The following is a 25,701-nucleotide window of genomic DNA, read 5'->3' as shown; positions in this document are numbered from 1 at the left end:
GATCAGTTGCCGTCCGTGAAGGCATAGGCGCAGACCTTGTTGCCCGCCGGGTCCCGCAGATAAGCGGCATAGGCGCCGGGCAGGTGGCCACGCGGGCCAGCCGCGCCTTCGTCCACGCCGCCGGCGGCAAGACCGGCCGCGTGAAATGCATCGACCTGGTCAGTCGTGGCCGCGGCGAAACCGACGGTCACGCCATTGCCGGACGGCGCTTCGCCATTGCCCGGGCGCAGGACGAGAAACGCAGGCTTGTCCTTGCCATAGAGCACGACGTTCTCGCCGAACGGCCCGAGGTTCTTCACGCCCAGCGGCGCGAGGGCCGCATCATAAAATGCCGTCGAAGCGGCCAGATCGCTCGCGCCGAGGCAGGCATGCGAAAAGACGCCGTCACCGGATATAACCGCCATCTGATATACTCCTTAGCTGGATTGTCGTGTTTGTGTGTCGAAGCGGACAAGAAGGCGGCTCGCGACGCTTTCCCGAACAGGCACGCCCAGAAGCAGCTTGTTCCATGTGTTCAGGCTGATCCCCAGAACCTCCATGATATGGTCGGGCTTTCGACCATGGAGGCATTGTTCCATCCGGGCGACCAGCGCAGGATCGATCCGGCGCATGGCTCTGTGATGTCTATCGATCTTTTCCATGCCGCGATTGCCGCCGTCCAAACCGGAGCGCCTGTAATCAGAAGACCACGACGCTGCGAATGCTCTCCCCCGCATGCATCAGGTCGAAGCCCTTGTTGATCTCTTCAAGCGAGAGGACATGGGTGATCATCGGGTCGATCTCGATCTTGCCGTTCATGTACCAGTCGACGATCTTGGGCACGTCGGTCCGTCCCTTGGCGCCGCCGAAGGCGCTGCCCTGCCAGACGCGGCCGGTGACCAGCTGGAACGGACGGGTGGAGATTTCCTTGCCCGCCTCAGCCACGCCGATGACCGTCGAGACGCCCCATCCGCGATGGCACGCTTCCAGCGCCTGACGCATCACTTCGGTATTGCCGGTGCAGTCGAACGTATAATCCGCGCCGCCGTCGGTCAGGGCGACAAGATCGGCGACCACTTCGGCCGTGCTCTTGCCCCTGGGATTGTAGAAATGGGTCATGCCGAAGCGCGTGCCCCATTCCGCCTTGCTATCGTTGACGTCAACGCCGATGATCCGGTCCGCGCCAACCAGACGGGCCGCCTGCAACACGTTGAGGCCGATGCCGCCCAGACCGAAGACGATGACGTTGGAACCCGGCGTGACCTTGGCGCTGTTGATGACCGCGCCGACGCCGGTGGTGACGCCGCAACCGACATAGCAGCTCTTGTCGAAGGGCGCGTCCTCGCGGATTTTCGCGACCGCGATTTCCGGCAATACGGTGAAGTTGGAAAAGGTCGAGCAGCCCATATAATGGAAGATCGGCTGGCCCTTATAGCTGAAACGGGTCGTGCCGTCGGGCATCAGCCCCTTGCCCTGGGTGGCGCGGATGGCGGTGCACAGGTTGGTCTTGCCGCTCAGGCAGCTTTTGCACTGGCGGCATTCCGGCGTGTAGAGCGGGATCACATGATCGCCGGGCTTCACCGAAGTGACGCCGGCGCCGACCTCCCGCACGATGCCCGCGCCCTCATGGCCCAGGATCGAGGGGAAAATGCCTTCGCTGTCGAAGCCGTCCAGCGTATAGGCGTCGGTGTGGCAGATGCCGGTCGCCATGATTTCGACCAGCACTTCGCCCGCCTTGGGACCTTCCAGATCGACTTCGACAATTTCCAGGGGTTTTTTCGCTTCGAAGGCGACAGCGGCGCGGGTCTTCATGCGGATGTCCTCAAATGAAAATGATGGACAGCCTTTAGCATTGCTCCAATTATGCGTTAATATGGTTCTTTTGAAATACACTATGTCATATGAGGTATAATCATGTCGAAATGGGACGGCATAGACGAATTCATCGCCGTCGCCACGACCGGCTCGTTCACGCGGGCCGCCCGGGCCATCGGAATGTCCCCTACCCATGTCAGCCGCGCGATCATGATGCTGGAGCAACGCGTGCAGGCGCAACTGTTCCACCGGACCACGCGGACCGTTCGGCTGACGGACACCGGGCGGGTATTTTTCGAACGATGCGAACAGATCGCGCAGGAAAGGGACGAGGCCATCGCGCTCGTCTGCGAGCAGGGGGAACCGCAAGGCGACCTTCGCGTCACCTGTTCCACGGCCATGGGCGAACGTTTTGTCGCACCGATCATCCGTCGTTTCGCCATGCCCTATCCCCGGCTCAACGTCAGCATCGACCTTACCAATCGCCTCGTCGATCTGGTGGCGGAGGGATATGATCTGGGCATCCGCACGGGCAGCGCGACGGACCCGCGCATGATCGCGACCTGCATTGCTTCGCGCAAGGTCCTGACCTGCGCGGCGCCCAGCTATCTGGCACGCCATGGCGCCCCGAAGAGCCTGGAAGAGCTATCGGATCACGAGTGCATCGGCGGCACCTCTTCGACATGGCATTTCCATGTTCATGGAACCGAGGTGTCGCACCGGCCCAGCGGGCGTTTCCGTTGCAATAGCGGCCATGCGGTGATGGAAGCGTGCATTTCCGGCCTTGGAATATGCCAATTGCCGGAATTCTACATACTTCCCTATCTGAAACACGGCATGGTCGAATTATTGCTACAGGATTTTCAGGCGATGGATGAACCCATCTGGGCCGTATATCCGCAGAGGCGTCATTTGCTGCCCAAAGTCCAGGGCGTCATCGATTGCCTCAAACGGGAACTGTCGACGGCGATGAACTCCAGCGGTTGAATATTTCCGTTGAGGCGACGCGGTTCACTGGCCCTTCCCCATGCCGAGCGCCATGCCATTCTCCTTCTCCCATTTGGCGAACCAGGGCTGGAGTTGCTGCTGCCGGAAATTCGGGATGGCCCGCGTCCGGGTGCCGATGACCAGCGGGTCGATCGTGCCGGGGGCGGTGCGCGGCCATTCGGGCAGGCCCCGGCCATTGGGATCGCCCTTGGTGACGAAGTCGTAGAGATAGGCCTGCATCATGGCCGCCATCGTCCTGTCCTCAACCGAGGGCGATTGGACCGCTCCGAACCGGGCGCCGCCGAACAGATAGGGCCAGTCCGCGCAGTGGCTCGCGCCGGGAAGGCTGCCACGCTGCGCGGTGTCGACATAGTCGAAATGATAGGACCAGATGGGTGCGCCCCGCGCCGCCATCGCCGCCGTGGCCATGGCGGCCGAGGTGAAGATGAAGTCGGTCTGCACCTGACGGAGCATCTCTGCCTCGCCGATCGGGCCGTCGGCCTGATAGGCGCCCTTCAACGCCTCGACATCGATGCCGAAGCGCTGCTCCAGCTTCGCCCTGTCGAAGCCCATCAGCCCGAAGATGCTTGCCTCATTGCTGGTGGAACCGATGATCATCGGGACGCGCGCGACCTTGCCCTGATTGTAGAGGATGGGGATGGCGGCGGGCAGCAGCCTTCCGTCGATGATCGCGCCATGATCGGGCGCCCCCGGATCGCCGGCCAATATGCTGTCGACCGGCAGCGCGCGCAGCCGCGCCAGCCCCGCCGCGTTCGCGGAAGGAACGCCGACGCGGCCGGCGAAGGCAAGCCCCTGTTCCTCCGCCTTCTTCAGCGGGCGCGTCGCGTTGAACAATCCGCCGCCCGAATGGACGCTGGCCTTCGCGAACAGGCCCCGCGCTTCCGGCGAGGCGACGAGCGAATTGATGCTGGAGCCGCCCGCCGAACAACCCATGATCGTCACGTTCGACGGATCGCCGCCGAATTTGGCGATGTTCCGCTTCACCCATTGCAGCGCGGCGATTTCGTCCATCAACCAGAAATTGCCAGTGGCCTGTCCGCGCGCTTCCGCCGTGAGCGCAGGATGAGCGAAAAAGCCCAGCCGCCCCAGCCGGTAATTGGGCGCGACGAGGACGACGCCGCGCCTGACGATGGAGGGCACGCCGCCTTCCAGCACCTCGCGGTTGGACCCGACGAAAAAGGCGCCGCCATGCATCACGACGATGACCGGCAACTTCGCTCCCTTCGCATCCGGCGTCGCGACATTGACCGTCAGGCAATCCTCGCTCTGCGGATCGTCGGCCTTGCCCGGCCGGGTCGGTTGCGGGCAGATCGGGCCGAAATCACGAGCGTCGCGCACGCCCTTCCAGAGCTTCGCCGCCCTGGTCGGACGCCATCGCAGGTCGCCGACCGGCGGCATGGCATAGGGAATGCCCTTGAACAGGGAGATGCCGTCCGCATCGACCCCGCGCACCTTGCCCAGATCGGTCTGGACGACGGTCTGGGCCAAGGCGTTTCCGGTCAGGGACAGCGTGCATAATGCAGCAAGAAACGGCTTGATGGCGCGCTTCATGGGAGAGTCCTTCGCCTTGGGGAGCCGCGCCTTTATCCGTCGTGCGTTTTTCGTAACATCACAAAAATTGCATTTCAATGCATTTTTATACCCTGATATTCAGTCGAGTATTTTCCGAGGGTCTGCCCCGGTCGTGACCCGATCCACCCCCACGGCCTTCTGGAGAGTCTCGATGCCGGAGGCGGGAAAGTCGGCATGCTCGTCGAACCGCGCGACCTCCGCCCACCGCGCCGTCACTTCGGCAACCGTGCAATTCCCGGCGGGCAAGCGCAGTCCCGCCGAACGCTGCCACCGCAATAGTCCACCCCAGCCGCCGCCGGTTTCCAATATGGCGCCCGTCTCCTGCGATCCGGGATGCATCATCGCAAGAACGAAGGGGGCGACGGCATCCGGCTTCAATCTTGCGCTGAGGTCCGGGCCGAGCACATCCCTGCTCATTCCCGTTGCCGCGAGCGGGGAAACCGCATTGACCAATATGTTGCGCGACATGCCCTCCAGGGCGAGGGACCGCATGAGGCCGATGATGCCCCCCTTGGCAGCGGCATAATTTGCCTGGCCGAAATTGCCGTGAACCGCCGCGGTCGAGGTCGTCAGCATGATCCGCCCATAGCGCTGCTCAATCATATGGGGCCAGGCTGCGCGCGTGCAGGCGTGCGCCCCTTCCAGATGGACGCCGACGACCTCCTGCCAGTCCTCGTCGCTCATCCTGGCGTAGGAACGATCGCGAACGATTCCGGCATTGACGATCAGCCCGTCGATCCGGCCGAAGCGCCTGAGCGCGGCATCGATAATGATGCTCCCGTCCCGGACATCGGCAATGCATGGCTCGGCAACGCCGCCTGTCGCGCGAATGGCATTTGCAACCTGCCTCGCGCTGTCTCCCCGCCCGGCCACGAGGACCTGACCGCCCTCGCGGGCCAGTTCAAGGCTATAGGCACGGCCGATGCCCGCGCCGCCCCCGACGACGACGACCACCTGTCCTGCGAACAGTCCGTCCGGTCCATTCATGTCCATCTCGCTCCAGGGGTGGATCGACATTCAGTTCTGACGGCCTGCAAAACCGCCATCTACAGGCCGTCAGCGCTGAATATCTATCCGTCCTAGAACTTGAAACCCACGCTGGCCCCATAGGTGCGCGGGGGAGCGGGGTTGCCGGCGAGGCCAACCGGCGCGAGGATATTGACGCCGAAGTCATATTGCTTGTCGAACAGGTTCTTCACCCAGACCGTCGCGAAGAGGCTGTCATCCTTCGATGTCCACCGTTCGGTGAGATTGGCGACATAACGCGTGGGGAGTTCGAAGCGATTGCCCGGGTCGATATAGGCCTTGCCCCGATAGTTGAGGTTGAGGGACGTCGTGAACGTACCGATCGCGGTCGGCAGTTCATGCGTCGCTGCAAAAGTATAACTCCATTCGGGCGTGTTGGTGATCGAATGGCCCTTCGCATCCTCTGAACCGGCCGCCACGACCGTACCGTTGCTGGTGCATTGGGTCGGGACGCCGGGCGCCGAAAGATCGCACAGCACATATTTGGGCGCGAGCGGATAGCTCCTGTAATAAGCATCCAGATAGGTGCCTGATAGCGAGAGCGTCAGCGAGCGGAAGGGCCTTGCGACGACCTCGAAATCCAGCCCCTTGATGCGCGCTTCGGCGGCGTTGATCGTGATCGTCGCCCCGGACGCCGTGTAGATCTGCTGCTGAAGGCCTGAATATTCATAATAGAAGGCCGACAGGTTGACGCGCAGGTGACGGTCCAGCAGGTCCAGCTTGGTACCCGCTTCCCATGCCGTCAGAAACTCCGGCAGGACGCGGGGATTCTGGGTTTCGGTGGCAAAGCCGCCCAGCCCCTGCTGGTTGTAGAAGCCAGAGTTGAAGCCCCGCGATACCGATGCATAGACCATGGCGGTCGGGCCGAACTTGTGATCGAGGGCGACGCGCCAGGTGGGTTCCTTGAACGTCTGCGACAATTTGCCGATGCTTGCGGGATTGAGGACGCCATTGACCTCGACCCTGCCTTCAATGCTGCGCTTCTCGAACGTGTATCGACCGCCCAGCGTCAGCTTGGTGTTCGGCAGGATTTCATAGGAAAGCTGCGCATAGGGCGCGATCGATTTGTCGACATCGGTCGCGAATGACTGGCGCGTGGTGCCATTGGGCGGGGTGCCGAAGGTGAACGGCAGCAGCCCGTTCAGTCCATAATAATAGAAGGCGCCGGCCACCCAGTCGAAGCGTCCGCCGGTGCCCGACAGGAGCTGGAGCTCCTGCGTGAAGGACTTGCGGCGATTGCGATCAATGGTCAGATTGGTGATATTATTGGGGCCACCGTCAAAATCGATGATCCCCAGTTCTCGTCCGGTTTGATAGGCGGTGATGCTGCGGAACGTGACATCCGAGAACTTCGTCTCGAAGGTCGCGCTGCCACCACCACTTCTGACCTTGTAATATGGGTCGCGCGGCCCCAGATTGACGTCATAGTCCCCGGGGAAGAAGGCGCTTCCGCGGGTACGGACAACCCCCTGCACATTGATGAAGCCATAGCCGAAGGCGGGCGCGACGGTGGTCCCCGCATTGCCCCTGCCCTGCGAGTAGAAGCCGGTGAGCATCAGCGAACTGTCTTCGCCCAGTTCGGCGCGGAGGCGTGCGCGGGCCGATGCGGTGCGCGTCTTGAAGACGTCATGCCCAGTCGCCAGATTCCTGCCGAACCCCTCATTCTGGTTGCTGTAGGCCGCGGCGACGTCATAGGCGACGCCCTGCGCCAGAGGCCCCGTGACATAGGCATTGGCATCGACCGTCTCATAATTGCCATAGCCGAATTCCGCCCGGCCCGATGCCGTTTCGCTGGGTGGCGCCGTGGTGATCTGAACCACGCCGCCAGTGGCATTGCGTCCGAACAGCGTGCCTTGCGGTCCCTTCAACACCTCTATGCTGGAAATATTGGCGAAGTCCATCCGATTGCCCATCGGCATATAGACGCCATCGACAAAGGTGAGGACTGCCGGCGTTGTGTTCGTGCTGTTTGTCCCCACGCCGCGAATATAGAGGGATGGGCGACTGGATGTCGGCAGGACGAACACGCCACCAACGACTGAACTAAGGTCGTCCGTGCCGTTGATCTTCGCGTTTTGGAGCGTGTCGGACGAAAAGCTCTGGAGCGAAATGGGAACGGACTGGGCGGACTCGGTTCGCCGTTGCGCCGTCACCACGATGTCGGCGATCTGTCCCGATTGCGATTCGGCCGAACCTTGCGGCGGTTCGGCCTCGCCTGTCGCCTGCGCATAGGCCGGACTTCCCAACATCGAAACAACAATCGTCGAAACTGAAAGCAGAAAGACGCTGCTTTTATTTTTACTGATCCTGATCATTTTTCCTCCCCTATCCGGATTTCATTTTGACGCTTCGAAATGTCCATTTGTGTTTTATTCGATGATATCCGCCGACGCGGATGGACCACTCCTGCTAGACGGTTTCGGAAACTGGACGATCTTCCTTTTGGTCTTCGTCCTGCATTGTCTTCAGCCTGCGGCGCACGCGGACGGCCGCCTCATCGACACCGAGCAGAAGCGGCTTGAGATCCCAGAAATCACTGTCACCCATGCGCGCCTGAACCAGCGCGATCATTGGCTCATCTTCGGTTGCGAAGACCTTCCGCCTCATGTCTGCGATGAAATCATTCAGCGCCCGATCATCGACATGGTAATTCCGTGAAGCCGCGAAGAAATAATGGGTGGAAGTCCTTGTTTCCGGCGTCATGAAATGGGCGTTGAGGTCGATATAGCCGTCCTCTTCGCCCTTTCCCGCAGGGATGATGACGTTCTTCAGACGCATCGCCGTGGGCGGCGACCAGCTGACCTGCGAAAGCTGATCCGCGCGCTCGAGCGGGGCATGGAGCTTCGCATGAAATGGAGAGAGCGCCACGTCGGTGACGGACCAGCGCACCTCTACCCCCTCCCCGGTTTCGCGTGTCACCGGCTTGACCTTGTGCACCATGCCATTGCCGGCGATGGAGTTCGCATGGAGATATTGGGTGTGGGTGAGGTCCATGATGTTGTCGATCAGAATCTCAAAGCCCGCCGCGATATGAAGCTCGCCTGCGCTGAACGCCGTGTCGGGCGCATCGGCAAGATAGGAAAAATCGGGTATCAGCGAGGGATCGGCATCTTCCGCGACGCCCATCCATACCCATACGGCCCTATGCCGCTCCTGAAGCGGATAGGAGCGGACATTGACGGCACGCAACGGACGGCCATAGGGATTGCGAGCACAGGCTCCCGCACTGTTGAATTCCAGTCCATGATAGGGGCATTGAAGATTGTCTCCAACAGTCTTGCCCCTGCTGAGCGGTGCAAAGCGATGGGGGCACCGGTCGTGCAGGGCGCCCAATTCACCCTGCTCGGTGCGATAGAAGACAAGGGGCTGGTCAAGGATTGTCCGCCCGATGACGCCTGTGGGGGGAAGATCCTGCGACCAGCAGGCAATATACCATGCATTTTCTGGACTATACATACAGGATGACCCTTGAAATTTCTCGTCCCGTTGCCGACGACTGTGCCGGCCCGGCCAGTCAATGGTTGAAAATGCCGATCTCGCCCTCCGCCAGATTGACGACGACGCATTTGCTGTGGGTGTAATGTTCGAGGGGCGCGAAGGCGCTTTCCCGTCCAAAGCCGCTCTGCCTGGTGCCGCCCAACGGCATGCCGGGCCGAACATTATAATAGCGATTGACCCACACCGTCCCGGTATCCATCGCCCGGGACAGCCGGTGCGCGCGCGCGAGGTTCCGGGTCCAAAGCCCGCCAGCCAGACCATAGACGCTGTCATTCACCTGACGGATCAGTTCCTCCTCCCCGTCCCAGGCGATGATCCCCGTGACCGGTCCGAAAATCTCCTCCTGGGCAATGCGCATATCGTTGCGAACCCCGGTGAAAATCGTCGGTTGGATGAAAAGCCCCTTGTCCAGGCCCGGCACCGATGCCCGCCCGCCGCCATGAACCACGGCGGCGCCTTCGGCCCGGCCCAGATCGATATAGGATAATATCCTGTCGAACTGCGCGACCGATGCCTGAGCGCCAAGCTGTGTCGCGGGATCAATCGGATTGCCCTGCCGGACCTTGGCGATCCGCTCCCCGATCCGCGCGATCAGCGCATCATGAATCCTACGATGGGCAAAGACGCGTGACCCAGCGAGGCAAACCTCGCCCTTATTGAATATGGTCGTGAGAACGATCGATTCCGCCGCGGCGTCCAGATCCGCATCCTCGCACACGATGTTGGCGGACTTACCGCCCAATTCCATCGTCTGGGGTATGAGGTTGACGCTCGCATATTGGATGATCTTCTGCGCTGTCGCGCGCGAGCCGGTAAACGCCACTTTGCGCACCAGCGGGTGAGCGACCAGAGCCTCCCCGATCGCGGCGCCATAGCCGGTAACCACATTGACGACGCCGCGCGGCAGCAGGTCCGCAACCTCGGCAATGAATTCCAACACGGCGAGACAGACCGTCTCGGCGGGCTTCAGCACGATCGTACAGCCCGCGGCGAGAGCGGGCGCCAGCTTCATGGCCGTCATGACCAGAGGAACATTCCACGGTATGATCTGGGCCACGACCCCGACCGGCTCCCGATGAACGAGAGCCGAGCAATCTGGGAAGTCGAGCAACTCGCCGCTCAGGAAGGCTGGCGCGCCCGCATAATATTCGAACTGGGTGATACAGTGGGAGACATCGTTCAGCGCATCGGTGATGGGCTTGCCATTATTGAGCGTCTCGAACATCGCGAATTCGGCCTGACGGCGCCGGAGCCTGGCCGCGATCTCAAGTAGAATCCGTTGCCGCTCCAGTGGCTCGCTGCGAGCCCAGGCGGGGAAAGCGGCATGGGCAGCCCGGACCGCGCGGTCGATGTCGACTTCATCTCCCGCCTGTATCGCCCCGAGCAGCTCTCCGGTTGCCGGATTCGACAGCTCGATCGTCGCCCCTCCATGCCCGCCGACCCACTCATTATTGATGAAATGCCCAAAGGTCCGGAACTGCGCACATTCCCGCGCGAGCGCTTCCGATCGCTCCAGCGTCAGGCCATCAGGCACCGAAACACCCCGCGATGCAGGTGATAGAAAGCGACAGGGGCGCGCAGGCGAGACATCCGGCCAGCACGCCAGGCGTCCGAGGCGCCGAGGCCGCACGAAAGGTTACGCTGCGTGAGCGTTGGGACATCCCCTTCCTCTCCTTTTATAATCTTCTTCGTAAGATAAACACCGATTCGAAGCGATGCAAGCCGAAACCGCAGGCCCCATTTCGCAACCGCTTCCGTGCAGCTTACTGCCTGTTTTTCAAATAGTTCAGGAAATGGGCGCACAAATTCCAGCACTGGGGCGCAAGCTCGTTCGCGATAGACCAAATGCCGACGACGCAAGCCACGAGCGCATGCGGAGGAGGTGCCCGCGATTGCTTCCCGATGTGCGGGGGCGGCTTGTTTGCGCCCCTCATAGCCATTAGTGTCGCGGCAAAGAAAAATCCCGGAGGAGCCCCATGGCGGTCGAGGTTCATGACTGGTCCGTCCGATGCGGACCGCAAGGATCGCTGAGGGACTGGAACGATTCCGTTCGCGCCCATGTCGCGGACGCGATGTTTGATGCAAAGGAACGGGACGGCTTTGCTGGCAGCATCGCCACGCGAACCCTCGGCGGCCTGCGCCTGACCGCTGTTGAAATAAACGCGTGCCGGGTAGCGCAGAAAAGCGCGCGCGCTCCCCTGTCGGACAACCGGCGGTTTTCGCTTCATCATATCAGAAATGGCAGGTTGAATTTCGAACAGGGCAACCAGTTGGTCACGGCCGATCCGGGCGACTTTGTGCTCATCGATAATTTTCAGGGCTTCCAGCTGGAAACCGCCGAAGGTGTTCGCTGCGTTTCAATCGATCTTTCGGAAGCCTGGCTGAAACGCCAACTGCCCGACCCCTTCGCGTGCCTGATGAAAAAAGCCGACAGGACGAAAATCTGGGCAGCGCCGTTCGGCATGATGCTCTCCTCCATCGCCGACACGAATGACATGGCGAGCCTGGCACGCCACAACCTCATCGCGGATCAGACGGGCAGCTTCATCGCCCTGCTTTTCGATGATCGCGCCCAACGTGCGGGCACGCATCGGGGCAGGCTGGGACAGCATATATTGGAAGTTCTGCGCGAACATCATGCCGATCCGGAGATCACGCCTGCCAGCATCGCGCGGCATGTGGGCATCTCCAAACGATCCTTGCACCAGATATTGGCCGCGGCTGGAACGACCTTCGGCGCGGAAATATCGCGACTGCGGATGGAGCAGGCTCGCAAGCTGCTCGCTGACAAGGCTTATGCGCCGCTGAAAATCTCCGAGATTGCGTGGCTGTGCGGATATCTTGACGCATCCTATTTCACGCGCTGCTTCAGCCGCCTTGAAGGCCGAAGCCCGAGGATTTTCCGCCTTGAAGCTTCCGGCCCCACGTCCTGCGACTAGATGCGTCCCGGTTTCCGTCCAAAAAAATTCTCTCCCATGTCACAAACGCGCATTCCATCTCGTCAAGGGCGCATCACCCAAGATGGAAGGATATCCACCATGACACCCCGCGCCGACATCTACAGCCTCGCCCCCGATATCTTCAAAGCCTGGTACGCCTTCTCGATGCAGGTCGGTGAATGCGGACTGGAGAAAAACCTCCTTGAACTCGTCAAGATTCGTGCCTCTCAGATCAACGGCTGTGCCAATTGCCTCAACATGCATACCGCCGATGCGCGTCGCATGGGCGAGACGGAGCAACGGCTGCATCTTCTGGCCGCATGGCAGGAAGCGCCGTGCTATAGCGAACGCGAACGGGCAGCGCTCGCCTGGACCGAGCATCTGACGGAGGTGGCGACCCGCCGCGCGCCCGATGCTGTCTATGCGGCGCTGGACGCCCAGTTCGACAAGGAGGAACAGGTAAAACTCAGCATGGCGATCAACGTCATCAACGGCTGGAACCGGCTGGCGGTGGGCTTCAACCTCTACGCGCCCGAACTGGGCTGGAAATGATGGAGAGCGCCGCCACCGGTTTCGATGCCCATCGCCCGATGCTCCTGCGCGTCGCCTATCGCATGCTCGGCTCGATGAGCGACGCGGAGGATATGGTGCAGGAAGCGTTCATCCGCTGGGCGGAGACGGACCGGTCGGCGGTGCGCGTGCCTGCCGCCTTTCTGCGCCGCGTCGTCATGCGCCTGTGCCTCGATCAGTTGAAGTCGGCGCGCGCGCGGCGCGAAACCTATGCCGGCCCCTGGCTGCCCGAACCGATCGTGGAGGAGGAACCGGTGGAGGATGTCACCCTGCCGCTGATGCTGGCGCTCGAACGGCTCTCGCCGCTGGAGCGCGCTGCCTTCCTGCTCCACGATGTGTTCGGGGAGAGCTTCGAGGATGTCGCGGCATCCATTGGCCGCGACCCCGCAGCCTGCCGCCAGCTTGCATCCCGGGCGCGCGTCAATGTGCGGATGGAACGGCCGCGCTATGCCGTAGACCGGGATCACGGCATGGCCATTGCCGCGGCTTTCCTCCAGGCATCGCAGGGCGATGATATCCGGCATCTCGGCGCTCTGCTGTCTCAAGATGTGCGTTTTCATTCCGATGGCGGCGGCAAACGCCCCGCCGTGGCGCGCATATTGGTGGGCGCCGACGAGGTGAGGCGCGCGTTCGCGGCGCTTTGGCGGCTGCGTCATGGAACCGCGGAACTGGTGCGCTATGCCTTCGTCAATGGTTTACCGGGCTTCGTCACGCGGGAGGCGGACGGCGTGTTGCAGACGACGGCGCTGCTCATCGAAGACGGACGGATCCGCGCCATTTATGTGATGCGCAACCCGGACAAGCTGCGACATCTGGAAGAAGCGATGCATTAAGGGGGTGGCCGCAGCCGGTGATCTGACCCGGCCGAGTGGGGGAAAGGGCCGGTGCCGCCATGCGCCGACAGGGACATTTCCAAACGGCCTCTGAAGGGGCTAGCACAATCCATGCCATATGAGTGAGCCGCCAGATTACGAGTGAGCGGCCAAATTGCTTCAGGCTGTTTCCTCGATATTACGAAGGTGCTAGGCCAACCATGCTGGAGCCTTCAAGTGGTTCAGGCCTGGGGGATTCATGGCTGATACGGTCATTACTTGGATCAGTGTGCATATTCTGCCTCACGAACCGGCTGTTCGTCGTTGGTTGCGTCGCATCCAGCCAGCACATGGTTATGAAGACGACATAATCCAGGAAGCCTATTGCCGTATTGCGAGCATTGTGGACTGCTCTCATATCATGAGTGGCCGCAATTATTTCTTCGCGACAGCCAGGAACATCATTTTGGAGCGCATGCGTCGTGACCGCATCGTAAAAATTGAAGCGATGGCGGAAATTGAGACGTTGTGCATCTTAGATGATAAGCCATCCGTGGAACATGTGGTCAGCAGCCGTCAACAACTGCAACTGGTGCAGGAGATGATAGAAGCGCTGCCTCCTCGGTGTCGTGATGTGTTCGTGATGAGAAAGGTTGAACAATTATCCCAACGGCAAACAGCGGAGCGGCTCGGCATTACCGAGAATATCGTGGAAAAGGAGGTCGCGCGTGGCCTTCGACTGCTGCTGCTTGTCATGGCCAAATCCGATGAAGCGGGCGACGAAGTGGAGATCGGATGATGGCGCCTGAAAGCGGTAATGCAATCGAGAAAGCGGCGTCGGCCTGGGTCGCGCGGATGGCGTCGGGCAATGTCAGTATCGCTGATCGGGGCGACCTGCAGGTCTGGCTTGACGCGGACCCCCGTCGTCGGGGTGCCTATGTTCGCGCGCAGGCGATGTGGCGGATGCTTGATGTGGTGGCGAGCAATTCCCGGCTGGACGAGGATGATCCACAGTCCAATATCACGCGTTTGGCCGTCAGTCGGCCTCCTGCCGATGGCATCGCCGCTTATGTCTCACGTCGCGGCCTGATCGCTGGGGGAGGCGCCCTTGCTGCCTCCCTGGCGTTGGCACTGGCCATCCCCTCAATGAACAAGCCAAAGCCTCAGAGCTTTGTGACAGCGTCCGGGCAGATCAAGCAGTTTTCCCTGTCGGATGGATCGCATATCCTGCTCGACCGCGCCAGCCGGGTGGATGTCGCGATGTTGTCAGATGAGCGACAGGTGAACCTGCTGCATGGAGAGGGATGGTTCGAGGTTGCCAAGGATAAGGCAAGACCTTTCATTGTTCAGTCAGGCGATATGCGGGTCCGGGCGGTGGGAACGGCTTTTTCCGTAAGCCGCGGCGATGACATGCAATTGATCGTAACGGAGGGCGTGGTTGAATTGTCGTTCACGACCATGCCCAAGCCTCTCCGTTTGCATCGGGGCGAGAGCGCTACGATCGATCGGCATGGCCAGCTGCGTCTTGCCGTGTTGACGGAAGACGCCATTCGCCGTCGCCTGGCCTGGCGCGAGGGCAGCATTGGCCTGGACGGTGAAACGCTGGGAGAGGCCGCAGCGCGTTTCAACCGCTATAATCATATGCAGGTCGTGATCAATGACGAACAACTTTCAAGAGAGCAGGTTGTCGGCTGGTTTTCGGTGACCGATCCGCAAGGCTTCGCCGAAGCGGCGGGTGCGATGCTGAACGCGCATGTCGTCCGGCAGAACGGCGCGATCCATCTAAGCAGATAAGTCCTTGCAAGGCATCCATATTTAAGTTTTGCCTTATTCCAATATGTTATGCCTCATAACAATAATATGCCGATCCGGAGCGGCGGATTTTCTCCTGCGGTACATCTTACCCAATGACCTCGTCACGACACGTCATCAAGGCGCGCACGGCGAGAGAGGAGAGGTAAATGCACGGACATTGTTTCAAGGCCGGCCTGCTCGCGGCAACGGCCATCTATGCACAGCCGGTCATGGCTACCGCACAGATCAGAACATTCGACGTTCCGGCCCAATCGGCGCGGACGGGCCTGCCCCACTTTGCGCGGCAGGCGGGCATCCAGATACTGATATCCGCCAAGGATGCAGCCAATATCCACATCAATGCCGTCCGTGGCAGCTATGACGTACATGAGGGGCTGAAAAAACTGATCGCAAATACGGGATTGGAAATCGTGCGCGACGACGGGCGCACCATGACCCTTCACCGTGCCGCGTCCGTCGGCAAAACTGTTGCGGAACCGGGCAGGCAACAGATCGCGATGAACGATGCTGCTCCCGCCCCCCGGGTGGCGGACGTTCCCAGGGAGGTCGAGGAGCCGATACAGGAGATCATCGTCACAGGCACCAACATCAAACGCCTGGATCGTGCGGCACTGCCCGTGAGCGTCATCGATCAGAGTGCGATGGAAGCGCGCAACGCCAGCACGCCGGTCGGCCTGCTGACCAGCCTGCCGCAAGTGACGGGCGCGTCGCTTAACGAATCGGCGAACGGCTCCTTTTCCGCGCGCGGCGATTTCGCCGCCATCAACCTGCGTGGCGTGGGCAGCGGCAATACGCTGGTCCTGCTGAACGGTCGGCGGCTGGTTCCGCATGCGATCAGTTCGACAGACGAAGGCGGGCTTCCCCACGCTTCGGTCAATGTCAATCAACTGCCGACCCATGGCATCGATCATCTGGAACTGCTGCGCGATGGCGCATCGTCAATCTATGGCAGCGACGCCGTTGCCGGTGTCGTGAACTATATTGTCGATCAGAAATTCACCGGCACCACCATGACCGCTCGCGCGACCGCCAACGAATATGGCGATGGCAAGGAATATCAGGGGTCAATCCGGACGGGTTTCGATTTCGCCAGCGGTCGGGGCCATATGGTCACGACCGTCGATTATTATCATCGCGACGCCATTTTCCTGAAAGACCGCCCCTACACCGCCGACGGCACATTCGTTCAACAGGCGCCTGCGCCCTGGAATACAGCAAGTACGCTGATTCCGCTGTCGGCCAATCCCTTTTACCGCCTGCAGGCTGCAGGCGCCTATCCCAGCTATCGGGTCGGGTCGAGCAGCACGACGAATTTCGTGGTGCCCCAGGCCGACGGCAGCCTGGCGATCAGCACGACCACGCCGGTACGCAGCGCCACATCGCCCGGCTATTATTTCAACAATAATGCCTATCAGGCGATCGTGCCCAGCAGCAGCCGGATCAACATCTTCAATTCGGCCCGGTTCGACATCAATTCCCGCCTGACGGCCTTCACCGAATTGTCATTCTATCAGGCGAAGTCGACGCTGGTGCGTCAACCGATAAGCTATAATGGCGGCAGCTTCGCGGATCAGAAAATCATCGTTCCGGCAAGCAGCCCGTTCAATCCGTTCGGGCAGCCGGTCACGTTGCTGACGCGGGTATTCACCGACCTTCCCAATGAACGGGATGAGATCAAGGATACCGTCTATCGCATATTGGGCGGTCTGCGCGGCACGATCGGATCCAGCTGGAACTGGGAAACCGCCGCCTATTACAATGTCGGCAAGGTGACCGACATCGGCCACAATGCGGTGCGGGAAAGCCTGTTGAACAAGGCCGTGCAAGCCGGCACCTTCAACCCCTTCGGCTACACCTTCAAGACCGTGAATGGGGCGGTCGTCGTGGATCAGCCCTACAGCAATCCCCAGAGCGCCTATGCGTCCATCCTGGATGATTTCCGCCGTGATGGCCGTACGTCGCTCGCCAGCGTCGATTTCAAGATGAGCGGCAAGGTCGCCGAAATATGGGCCGGCGCGATTTCGGTCGCGTTCGGTGGCGAGCATCGGCGCGAGACGTTCAGCTTCTCGCTGCCACCCTATGCTGGTCTTAATCCCGCTGGATCAGGCCTGGCGACGGACGACAACGACTTCATCCTGTTTGGCCCGGCAGCGAATTGGTCGGCCAGCCGCAAGGTTTCCAGCCTGTACGGCGAAATGGTGGTGCCGCTTGTGTCACCGGACAATGACGTGCCGCTCGTTCGCTCGCTCGAATTTACCGGATCGGCGCGGTTCGAACATTATAGCGATTTCGGATCGGTCCTGAAGCCCAAGGTTGGCGCGACCTGGCGACCAACATCATGGTTGCTGTTCCGCGGCTCCTACAATGAAGGGTTCCGTGCCCCCAATCTGCCGATGCTGAATGGCGGAGAGCGCAAAAGCCTGTCGGTGTTCCTCGACCCGCTCACCAATATCAGCGGTCCGCGATGGACGATTTTCGCCGGCAACGCCAATTTGAAGCCAGAGGAATCGACGGGCAGATCCTTGGGCTTCGTGCTTGATATTCCCTTCATTCCGGGATTGTCCTTCAGCGCGGACCATTGGCAAATTCGCCAACGCAACCTGATCACGACGGTCGCGGTGTCCGACATATTGCTTGCGGACGCGGCACTGCTCAACCCGATCATCGCGGCCCACCCGGGCGTTCCTTTCAGCCAGCAGTCCTTCGGCAGCGGCACCTCTGCTTATGCAGGTGATCCGCGGGTGATCCGCAATGCCGACAACAGCGTTTACGGCGTCCGCACGCCACCCTTCAACTCGGCCCATTCCGTTATTTCAGGCGTGGACCTCAGCCTCAGCTATCGCACGCCCCAATGGTCCTTTGGCCGCTTCACGTTGCAGGCGGATGCAGCCAATCTGCGACGCTATGACCTGACGCCCAAGGCAGGCGCGCTGGTCGACAACAAACTCGGCCGCGACGGCGCGGCCAAATGGCGTGGCAATCTGAGCCTGAGTTGGGAAAATGCGGGGTGGTCGGTCAGCACGAGCGCCTATTATGTCGGGTCCTTCCAGAACAGCAGCATCACGCTGCCCAATTCAACGCCCGCCTTGCTGGCGCAGTCGGAAGCTCTCTACCAGTCGCTGGGGCGGCCTTCCTACATCGCGAAAGTCGTCAATCAGGGCACGACCTTTTATCGCTATGTCATTCCCGCGACGACGACATTCAACGCCTCGATCGGCTATAGTTTCGACAAGGATAGCGGGGGCCTGGCGGGGCTTGGCATTCGACTGGGCGTCGTCAATCTGACCGATCGCAAGCCCCCGGTGGACGGCACGCCGCAAGGTTACACAACTGCGGTTTACGGCAATCTGCTGCCCGGCCGCACCTGGACCCTCGATATCACCAAGACATTCTAGAAGAGAGGCAGCAATGCGCATCGCATTCACCACGGCTTGTCTCGCCCTGCTCATGCAGGCGGGTCCCACGCATGCGAAGGAGGCCGATGGCCGGACCAAAAACGCCGTTCTGGCATTGGAAAGGGCGCGGCTTGATGCGACGGTCCGTCATGACAATGTTGCGCTGGAAAAGATGACCACGGCGGACCTGACTTATGTTCACGCCAGCGGGATTCGTCAGAACCAGTCGCAATATCTGGCCTATGTGGCCGCCGGTGGCGTGACGTTCGGCCAATATAGCATTGATGACGAGCAGGTCGAAATTCATGGCGATGCCGCGGTCACCCACGGCATGTTCCATTACACGACCGACGCCCGCGTCAATCCGCCCCATAGCGGGCAAACCCTGTTCACTGCCGTTTACGTCCGCACGGCAGGCCAGTGGCAACTCTCCGCCTGGGAGGCAACGAAAGCACCATGATCAAGCCTCTGCGAAACATCCTCCTTTGCATCGCGTCGCTGATCGGCGCGACCGGGGCGCTGTCCGGCATCGCGGAGGCCACGCCTGTGCGAGACGGCAATGTGGTTGCCGAACTGATAGCGCGGGACAAGTCCGTGATACCAGGGCAGCCTTTGCTGCTGGGGGTTCATCTGAAGATGAACCCCGGTTGGCATACCTATTGGCGCAACCCCGGCGATTCAGGCATCGCGACGACAATCGCATGGAAACTGCCTGACGGATACAAGGCGGGGCCGATCGATTGGCCCGCACCACAGCGCCTGTCGCTCGCGTCGATCGTCAACTATGGTTATGAAGGCGACGTCCTGCTGGCCAGCCGGATTGATCCGGGCAAGACCAAGGCATCGTCAGCGTCGTTTCACGCGCGCGTGGACTGGTTGGTGTGCAGTGCGGAAGAATGTATTCCCGGCGGCGCCGACCTTGATCTCACGCTACCGGTTTCGTCCGGCATGGCGGCGATCGAACCGGCAAATGCGGCGTTGTTTCAGCAGGCGCAGGAACGGATGCCGCGTCAAAGCGTGCGCTGGATATTGCATGCGGAGCCGAATGGCACGACAGGCTATCGCCTGATCGCCAGGCCCAACGGCGACGGTGGCAAGATACCTGACAGCCTTTATTTCTTCGCTGCGGACAGCGGCACGGTCGAGCCTTCGGCGGCGCAGCCCGTAACTGCGGCGGATGGCTCCTTCTCGGTCACGCTCAAGCGCTCGCAATATAGTGACGGTTCCACGAAAATGCTGCGCGGCGTATGGATGTCGAAAGCGGCTGACGGTTGGGGTGACGGCATCACGGCGCTGGCAGTTGATGCGCCGCTTGAACCAGCTGGATCGGGCAAAGCCGTCCCGTCCGAAGCGTCGGCATCGATCGGCCTTCTGGCGCTGGCCGGCATGGCGTTCACGGCGTTTCTGGGTGGCATGATCCTGAACCTGATGCCTTGTGTCTTTCCGGTCCTTTCGATCAAGATACTGGGGTTCGTCCAGAATGCGGGCGAGGATCGGGGGAAGATCGCGCTGCATGGCTGGATCTATACGCTGGGCGTTCTGACGTCCTTCTGGATACTGGCCGGATCGTTGCTTGTCCTGCGGGCGGGGGGCAGCCAGCTTGCCTGGGGATATCAGTTGCAATCGCCCTTGTTCGTGATCCTGCTGTGCATGTTGCTTTTCATGCTGGCCTTCAGCCTGCTTGGCGTGTTCGAGATCGGGGCTGGCGTTGTCGGGGCGGCGGGCAAGGTGCGGACCGGGAACGGCCATGGCGGCTCCTTCCTCAGCGGGGTTCTCGCCACGCTGCTGGCGACGCCCTGCACCGCGCCCTTCATGGGGACGGCGCTCGCCTTTGCCCTGACCCAGCCGGCGCCGATCGCGCTGGCGGTGTTCACGGCCCTGGCGCTGGGCATGGCCGCTCCATATCTGATCCTGTCGCTTCGTCCCCAGTGGCTGAAATTCCTGCCGCGTCCCGGCGTCTGGATGGACAGCCTGAAACAGGCCATGGCGTTCCCGTTGATTGGCACCATTATCTGGCTGCTCTGGGTGTTTGGCTTGCAGACCGGCATGGACGGCATGCTCAACGCCCTGCTGGCGCTTCTCGGCCTGTCCGTCGCGCTTTGGCTCTGGGGTCGCTGGGGTGCTCTTTACCGGGAGCCGAAGGTCCGGAAGCGGGCGGCGGTGGCCGCGCTGGCGATTTCCGCAGCGGCTCTTTTCTTCGGCTGGAGCGGGTCCTCGATGGTGCCGGATCAAACCGCAGTCGCGGCGACCGGCTCGCAAGGTCAGCCAGTCTGGGAAAGCTATACGCCGGAGCGGGTTGCAGCACTGCGCGCGCAGGGCCGCCCGGTGTTCGTCGATTTCGGCGCCGCGTGGTGCGCCACCTGCATCGTCAACGAACGCATGGTGCTGAATACCGATGAAGTCCAAAAGGCCTTTGCAGGCAAGAATGTCGCGCTGATCAAGGCGGACTGGACCCGCCGCGACCCCGTTATCACGCGAGCGCTGGCCGGTTTCGGCAAGAGTGGCGTTCCGTTCCATGTCCTGTACGGGGCCGGAGACGGGCAGCCGCTGCTGACACGTGATCTGGTCGGCAAAGCAGAGTTGATCGATGCCATCGGTCAGCTCCCAAAGCCCCAATAATCGCAATTTTCATTAGTAAAGGACATATACCCATGTTCAGGAACATCCTCACCGGCGCGCTATCGATCATGATGGCATCGATGCCCGTCGCGGCGCAGGCCGAAGTGACCCTGGGTGGTCAGGCGCCGGATTTCAAACTGACTGACATGCACGGCAAACCCGCGACACTCAGCCGGTACAAGGGCAAATATGTCGTCCTCGAATGGACCAACCCCAAATGCCCGTTCGTCCGCAAACATTATGGCAGCGGCAATATGCAGCGTCTGCAACGCACCTATACGAAGCGCGGCGTGGTATGGCTTTCGATCAACTCGGCCGCTGCAGGGAGGGAAGGTTATTCAACGCCGGAACAGGCCCTGGCGACATCCATCGAGCAAAAGGGCGCGCCGACTGACGTGCTGCTCGATCCGACCGGACAAGTGGGCCATCTTTATGGCGCCCGCACGACGCCGCATATGTTCATCATCTCGCCCGCAGGCAGGATCCTGTACATGGGCGGGATCGACAGCATCCCGTCGAACAAGCCCGAAGATTTGCCGAAAGCGAAGAATTTCGTGGCCGCCGCCCTGAACGAAGCGCTGGCGGGCAAGCCTGTCACTGTCAAGACCTCCATGCCTTATGGCTGCTCGGTGAAGTACGCGCTGTAGCAATCCAAGGTTTTAGAGCGCGCTGCGTTAGATCGGACGCAGGGTGCGCGCTCTAATTCTTTGTTGTCGCATCGTTTCAAGCGCAAAACCGGTTCCCACTTTTGCGCACGATGCTCTAACGCTCGACGCCAGTTGCAGCGCCGTCGGCAGGACGGGGCTGCAATGCGGGCGCTCGCGCTCAGCTGAAAGGATAATCCGCATGCTTCAGCCTTTCCTGGCCCGCTTTCCATCGACCAGGTTCGTCCTGTCGCTTCTGGCTGTTTCGGCCCTTTCCACCTTTGCCCATTCCACTCCCGCCATGGCATCTGCGTCATCATCGAAGCCGGATCAGATCATCGCCTTTGAAAAGGCCCGGCGCGAAGCCGTGGTCCATGTCGATCTGAAGGCGCTTGCGGCGATGAGCGCCCAAGGCCTCGTCTATGTGGATGCATCGGGCATCAAGCGTAACCGCGCTGAATATCTTGATCATATCGCCACCGAAGGCGTGACATATCATTCCTACAGCCTGGACGATCTGCATGCGAAGGTCTTTGGCAATCTGGCGGTGCTGACCGGCATATTCCGCTTCGATGTGGAGGTGAAGGGCCGCCTGAATCACGGCGTCCAATATTTCACCTCGGTTTATGTCCATGAAAACAAGGGCTGGAAGCTGAAGATCTGGCACCCGACCCGGGCCACCGACATTTCCTGATTCTGCTGCTACACCCGTCCAATCAAGGATTGCCTTGCATGAAATCGCGCTTCTTTGCCCTTGCCGCGCTCCCCTTGGCGATGGCCGCTCCCGTTATAGCCGCGCCTGGCATCGTTTCGACCCGTCCCATGGATATGCCCGCCGGCCAGTGGCGGATCGATCCGGGGCATGCCAGCGTCACCGCCCGGTTGAGCCACATGGGATTTTCGCTGTTCACGTTACGCTTCGACCGGATCGACGCGCATTTCGATTATGATCCCAAAAAGCCGTCGGCATCGGCGGTCGCGGTCAGCATCGATCCCAGGTCGATCAATACCGGACAGCCTGCGCTGGACCGGGAACTGATCAAGGAACCATGGTTCGACGCCGAACATGGTAAGGGCATCAATTTCGTGTCCAAAAGCATCGATCCGGGCGACGGGCACAAGGGAACGATGACCGGCGACCTGACGATAAGGGGCATTACGCGCCCCGTGACGCTGGCAGTCGTTTTCAACGGCAGCGGTTTTGCGCTGGGCGCTCCTGTTCCGCATGCCGGATTTTCGGCGACAGCCATCGTGCGCAAGTCGGAATATGGCATGACCAAATATGCCAATCTGCTGGGGGACGACGTCACCATTACCATTGAGGCCGAATTTTCGCAGGTGCCCGCCAAGATGGGGAGCAGCCAGTGAGTCCCGGTTCGACCCGCAGCGCGCGCATGGTCATACTGGGTTCCGGCCCGGCCGGCCTGAGCGCGGCGATCTACGCGGCGCGGGCTGGCATGGCGCCGGTCGTGATCCAGGGGATGCAACCTGGCGGCCAGCTTACCATCACGTCCGACGTCGAAAATTATCCGGGCTTTCGTGACGCTGTGCAGGGGCCATGGCTGATGGAGCAGATGCAGTTGCAGGCGGAGCATGTCGGCGCCAGCATATTGTGGGATACGATTGTGGATGTCGACCTGACGCAGCATCCATTTCGTCTGACTGGCGACAGCGGAACGCTCTATGTCTGCGATGTCCTGGTCATCGCCACCGGCGCGCAGGCCAGATGGCTCGGCGTTCCGGGTGAAGAGGCACTGGGCGGCCGGGGCGTATCTGCCTGTGCCACATGCGACGGCTTTTTCTATCGCGGCCGCAAGGTGGTGGTGATCGGCGGGGGCAACACTGCGGTGGAGGAGGCATTGTATCTGACCAATCACAGTCAGGATGTCACCCTGATCCATCGCCGTGACAGCTTGCGGGCGGAAAAGTTGTTGCAGGAACGGCTGTTTGCTCACCCGCACATCCGGATTCTATGGAACAAGGCTGTTGCCGGTTTCGTGGCTGGAGAAGGGCAGGCCGGACTGGTCGGCGTCGATCTGATCGACACGGTGGATGGAGGCCGCAGTCATTTAGCGGCGGATGGCGCCTTTGTTGCGATAGGACATACACCAGCGACATCGCTGTTCGCAGGCAAGCTGGCGCTTGATACCGACGGCTATCTGATGGTCAAGCCGGGAACTGCCCTGACCTCCGTGCCGGGCGTTTTTGCCGCCGGTGATGTGGCGGACAAAATATACAGACAAGCCGTAACGGCCGCCGGAATGGGCTGTATGGCGGCGCTCGATGCCGAACGCTTCCTGCAAGACATTGATATGGAACGCATTATGGCAGCCTGAGAGATTTATATTAGTCGAACCGGTTTTCTCGCATCCAGTCCATTATGCGATCTGCCGTCTTACATTGACAAAGTCCTTCTCAAACAGTCGAGCATCCCGCTCGACTGGAAGGGCTAGCGCAAGGTGCTCGGGTTCTAACCTTCTCCCGAAAATCGCGGGACATCGCGATTTGAGAATGCGTGGTGCGCCCAACAGGATTCGAACCTGTGGCCTTCGGATTAGGAATCCGACGCTCTATCCTGCTGAGCTATGGGCGCCCGGTGATGGCTCTATGCGGTCGAAGCGGCGGGGTCAATTCTTCGCTTCAGGCGGAATCACCGGAAATGGCAGCGGCGCGACCTCTACCCCTTCCGCGATCAGCGCGCGCGCTTCGTCCAGCGCGACCTCGCCATGAATGCTGGAGCGATCCTGCTCGCCATAATGCATGGCGCGGGCCTGTTCGGCAAAACCGCGTCCGACCCAAGTGGAATCCTCCAGCGCCTTTTGCTGGGCTTCTGCCAGCGCTTCCACCAGTTCGCGCATCTTCGCTTCCTCGCCCGCGCCCATGGCGATCGATGCGCTGTCGGAGGAAGCGGCGGCCACCGGCACGTCCCGACGGCTGTTGCCCTTGGGCGCGACGGCGGGCGCCATCAGCGCCTTGCCGATCCGATCGTCGCCGCAAAACGGGCATGACAACAGGCCCCGCGCCTTCTGGTCTTCATAATCGGCACTGGACCCGAACCAAGCCTCAAACACATGACCTTGGGATTCGCATTTGAGGTCGAAAACGATCACGACACTGTCACATCCATGGGCAATGATCGCCGGTTGGCGAGCGCGGGAACTCGGCCGCGCACGTCCTCTATGCGCGACAGATCGATGTCCGCAAGAGCAAGGCCCGTCATTTCGCCCATATCGAGCAATATATCCCCCCATGGGTCAGCGATCAGGCTGTGCCCATAGGTGGTGCGGCCGTCGGCATGGAGGCCGGTCTGCGCGGCGGCAATGACGAAGCAGCCCGCCTCGATCGCGCGTGCGCGCAGCAGGACATGCCAGTGCGCCTTGCCCGTCGGCACGGTGAAGGCCGCGGGCATGAGCAGCACTGTCGCGCCCGCATTGGTGAGCGCCCGGTAAAGATCGGGAAAGCGCATGTCGTAACAGATCGACAATCCCATGCGCGCCCAGGGCGTATCGACCGCGACGACCTGCTCGCCCGGCCCGTAGACCGACGATTCGCGCCAACTCTCCCCCGTCGCCAGATCGACGTCGAACAGATGGATCTTGTCATAACGGGCGCGGATTTCGCCGCTGGCGTCGATCATGAAGCTGCGATTGGCCCAGCGCCCATCGGCACGCTCATCCTTGAGCGGAAGGGAACCGAGATGCACCCACAATCCGTGCTTCGCCGCAGCCTCCCGCACGGCCGTCAGCACCGGATCGTCCGCTTCGGATCGCAGCGTCGCAGCCGCGCGCTGCCGGTCGCGGTCCAGATAGCCCGCCATTTCCGGGGTGAAGAGCATATCCGCCCCCTCCCCCCTGGCCCGCGCGGCCATGTCCGCGATCGCGGCGGCATTGGCGGTGGGATCGATCCCGCTGGTCATCTGGAAGATCGCGGCGCGCATTCCGGTCTATACCCCCAGCAGGGCGTCGAGCTGCCCGCCCCGATTCAACGCCGCCATATCGTCGCTGCCGCC

Annotated in this window: 23 protein-coding genes and 1 tRNA gene; 13 read left to right on the top strand and 11 right to left on the bottom strand. The window is 61.2% G+C overall.

The features are described 5' to 3' along the window. Positions 1 to 2 precede the first annotated feature (2 nt). The 3 genes from RUH75_RS09140 to RUH75_RS09130 form a co-directional block, all read right to left on the bottom strand. Positions 3 to 404 (bottom strand): VOC family protein, encoded by a 402-nt coding sequence (locus RUH75_RS09140; RefSeq protein WP_313804800.1) that lies wholly within the window; start codon positions 402 to 404, stop codon positions 3 to 5. Positions 405 to 416: 12 nt separating this feature from the next. Continuing rightward, positions 417 to 611 carry a hypothetical protein gene (locus RUH75_RS09135; protein ID WP_313804797.1) on the bottom strand — a complete coding sequence of 65 codons (195 nt, stop codon included), beginning with the start codon at positions 609 to 611 and terminating at the stop codon, positions 417 to 419. A 67-nt stretch (positions 612 to 678) separates the two neighbouring features. Continuing rightward, positions 679 to 1,791 carry an S-(hydroxymethyl)glutathione dehydrogenase/class III alcohol dehydrogenase gene (locus tag RUH75_RS09130; RefSeq protein ID WP_313804794.1) on the bottom strand — a complete coding sequence of 371 codons (1,113 nt, stop codon included), beginning with the start codon at positions 1,789 to 1,791 and terminating at the stop codon, positions 679 to 681. Positions 1,792 to 1,893: 102 nt separating this feature from the next. On the opposite strand from RUH75_RS09130, the gene RUH75_RS09125 reads away from it, so the two are divergent. Continuing rightward, positions 1,894 to 2,781, top strand: coding sequence for a LysR family transcriptional regulator (locus tag RUH75_RS09125; protein WP_313804791.1), 888 nt, complete (start codon positions 1,894 to 1,896; stop codon positions 2,779 to 2,781). Between the two features lie 24 nt (positions 2,782 to 2,805). Here RUH75_RS09125 and RUH75_RS09120 read toward each other — a convergent pair whose 3' ends face one another. From RUH75_RS09120 to RUH75_RS09100, 5 genes are all read right to left on the bottom strand, one after another. After that, positions 2,806 to 4,353, bottom strand: coding sequence for a carboxylesterase/lipase family protein (locus RUH75_RS09120; protein WP_313804788.1), 1,548 nt, complete (start codon positions 4,351 to 4,353; stop codon positions 2,806 to 2,808). A 99-nt stretch (positions 4,354 to 4,452) separates the two neighbouring features. Further along, positions 4,453 to 5,361 (bottom strand): SDR family NAD(P)-dependent oxidoreductase, encoded by a 909-nt coding sequence (locus tag RUH75_RS09115; RefSeq protein ID WP_313804785.1) that lies wholly within the window; start codon positions 5,359 to 5,361, stop codon positions 4,453 to 4,455. Between the two features lie 92 nt (positions 5,362 to 5,453). Then, positions 5,454 to 7,649, bottom strand: a complete 2,196-nt coding sequence (locus tag RUH75_RS09110; protein ID WP_313804783.1) for a TonB-dependent receptor — start codon at positions 7,647 to 7,649, stop codon at positions 5,454 to 5,456. A gap of 160 nt (positions 7,650 to 7,809) precedes the next feature. Further along, positions 7,810 to 8,856 carry an aromatic ring-hydroxylating dioxygenase subunit alpha gene (locus RUH75_RS09105; protein WP_313804780.1) on the bottom strand — a complete coding sequence of 349 codons (1,047 nt, stop codon included), beginning with the start codon at positions 8,854 to 8,856 and terminating at the stop codon, positions 7,810 to 7,812. A gap of 58 nt (positions 8,857 to 8,914) precedes the next feature. Continuing rightward, entirely contained in the window at positions 8,915 to 10,432 is a 1,518-nt protein-coding gene (locus RUH75_RS09100; protein WP_313804777.1) for an aldehyde dehydrogenase family protein, read from the bottom strand. A gap of 442 nt (positions 10,433 to 10,874) precedes the next feature. On the opposite strand from RUH75_RS09100, the gene RUH75_RS09095 reads away from it, so the two are divergent. The 12 genes from RUH75_RS09095 (at position 10,875) to trxB (ending at position 24,028) form a co-directional block, all read left to right on the top strand. Continuing rightward, the gene (locus RUH75_RS09095; protein WP_313804774.1) at positions 10,875 to 11,837 is read left to right on the top strand and encodes a helix-turn-helix domain-containing protein; all 963 of its coding nucleotides are present in this window, start codon (positions 10,875 to 10,877) and stop codon (positions 11,835 to 11,837) included. 99 nt (positions 11,838 to 11,936) lie between these two features. Further along, positions 11,937 to 12,389 carry a carboxymuconolactone decarboxylase family protein gene (locus RUH75_RS09090; protein ID WP_313804771.1) on the top strand — a complete coding sequence of 151 codons (453 nt, stop codon included), beginning with the start codon at positions 11,937 to 11,939 and terminating at the stop codon, positions 12,387 to 12,389. Further along, positions 12,389 to 13,240 (top strand): sigma-70 family RNA polymerase sigma factor, encoded by an 852-nt coding sequence (locus RUH75_RS09085; protein WP_409592344.1) that lies wholly within the window; start codon positions 12,389 to 12,391, stop codon positions 13,238 to 13,240. Before RUH75_RS09090 ends, RUH75_RS09085 begins: the two co-directional genes overlap by 1 nt. Positions 13,241 to 13,478: 238 nt before the next feature. Beyond that, complete coding sequence (locus RUH75_RS09080) at positions 13,479 to 14,018, top strand: sigma-70 family RNA polymerase sigma factor (protein ID WP_313804765.1); 540 nt, start codon at positions 13,479 to 13,481, stop codon at positions 14,016 to 14,018. Beyond that, complete coding sequence (locus tag RUH75_RS09075) at positions 14,015 to 15,013, top strand: FecR family protein (RefSeq protein ID WP_313804762.1); 999 nt, start codon at positions 14,015 to 14,017, stop codon at positions 15,011 to 15,013. Before RUH75_RS09080 ends, RUH75_RS09075 begins: the two co-directional genes overlap by 4 nt. A 167-nt stretch (positions 15,014 to 15,180) precedes the next feature. Continuing rightward, the gene (locus RUH75_RS09070) at positions 15,181 to 18,429 is read left to right on the top strand and encodes a TonB-dependent receptor (RefSeq protein WP_313804759.1); all 3,249 of its coding nucleotides are present in this window, start codon (positions 15,181 to 15,183) and stop codon (positions 18,427 to 18,429) included. 13 nt (positions 18,430 to 18,442) lie between these two features. After that, a complete protein-coding gene (locus RUH75_RS09065) occupies positions 18,443 to 18,889 on the top strand; it encodes a nuclear transport factor 2 family protein (RefSeq protein ID WP_313804756.1) in 447 nt (148 codons plus the stop codon). Beyond that, positions 18,886 to 21,048: a protein-disulfide reductase DsbD family protein gene (locus RUH75_RS09060; RefSeq protein WP_313804753.1), complete on the top strand. Its 2,163-nt coding sequence runs from the start codon at positions 18,886 to 18,888 to the stop codon at positions 21,046 to 21,048. Before RUH75_RS09065 ends, RUH75_RS09060 begins: the two co-directional genes overlap by 4 nt. Positions 21,049 to 21,080: 32 nt before the next feature. Next, the gene (locus RUH75_RS09055; RefSeq protein ID WP_313804750.1) at positions 21,081 to 21,695 is read left to right on the top strand and encodes a thioredoxin family protein; all 615 of its coding nucleotides are present in this window, start codon (positions 21,081 to 21,083) and stop codon (positions 21,693 to 21,695) included. Positions 21,696 to 21,894: 199 nt separating this feature from the next. Continuing rightward, entirely contained in the window at positions 21,895 to 22,386 is a 492-nt protein-coding gene (locus tag RUH75_RS09050) for a nuclear transport factor 2 family protein (protein ID WP_313804747.1), read from the top strand. Positions 22,387 to 22,424: 38 nt separating this feature from the next. Then, positions 22,425 to 23,060, top strand: a complete 636-nt coding sequence (locus tag RUH75_RS09045) for a YceI family protein (protein ID WP_313804744.1) — start codon at positions 22,425 to 22,427, stop codon at positions 23,058 to 23,060. Positions 23,061 to 23,086: 26 nt separating this feature from the next. Next, a complete protein-coding gene (gene trxB / locus RUH75_RS09040; RefSeq protein WP_313804911.1) occupies positions 23,087 to 24,028 on the top strand; it encodes a thioredoxin-disulfide reductase in 942 nt (313 codons plus the stop codon). 180 nt (positions 24,029 to 24,208) lie between these two features. Here trxB and RUH75_RS09035 read toward each other — a convergent pair. The 3 genes from RUH75_RS09035 to RUH75_RS09025 form a co-directional block, all read right to left on the bottom strand. Continuing rightward, a tRNA-Arg gene (locus tag RUH75_RS09035) sits at positions 24,209 to 24,285 on the bottom strand. A 34-nt stretch (positions 24,286 to 24,319) separates the two neighbouring features. Next, positions 24,320 to 24,802, bottom strand: coding sequence for a DUF1178 family protein (locus RUH75_RS09030; RefSeq protein ID WP_313804741.1), 483 nt, complete (start codon positions 24,800 to 24,802; stop codon positions 24,320 to 24,322). Beyond that, positions 24,799 to 25,629 carry a carbon-nitrogen hydrolase family protein gene (locus RUH75_RS09025; protein WP_313804738.1) on the bottom strand — a complete coding sequence of 277 codons (831 nt, stop codon included), beginning with the start codon at positions 25,627 to 25,629 and terminating at the stop codon, positions 24,799 to 24,801. The genes RUH75_RS09030 and RUH75_RS09025 overlap by 4 nt, the downstream gene beginning before the upstream one ends. Positions 25,630 to 25,701 lie beyond the last annotated feature (72 nt).

It is taken from the genome of Sphingobium sp. (assembly GCF_032153725.1).
Classification (GTDB): Bacteria; Pseudomonadota; Alphaproteobacteria; order Sphingomonadales; family Sphingomonadaceae; genus Sphingobium.
The sequence above is the reverse complement of the archived record's forward strand: the minus strand, read 5'-3'. Positions and strand labels throughout refer to the sequence as shown.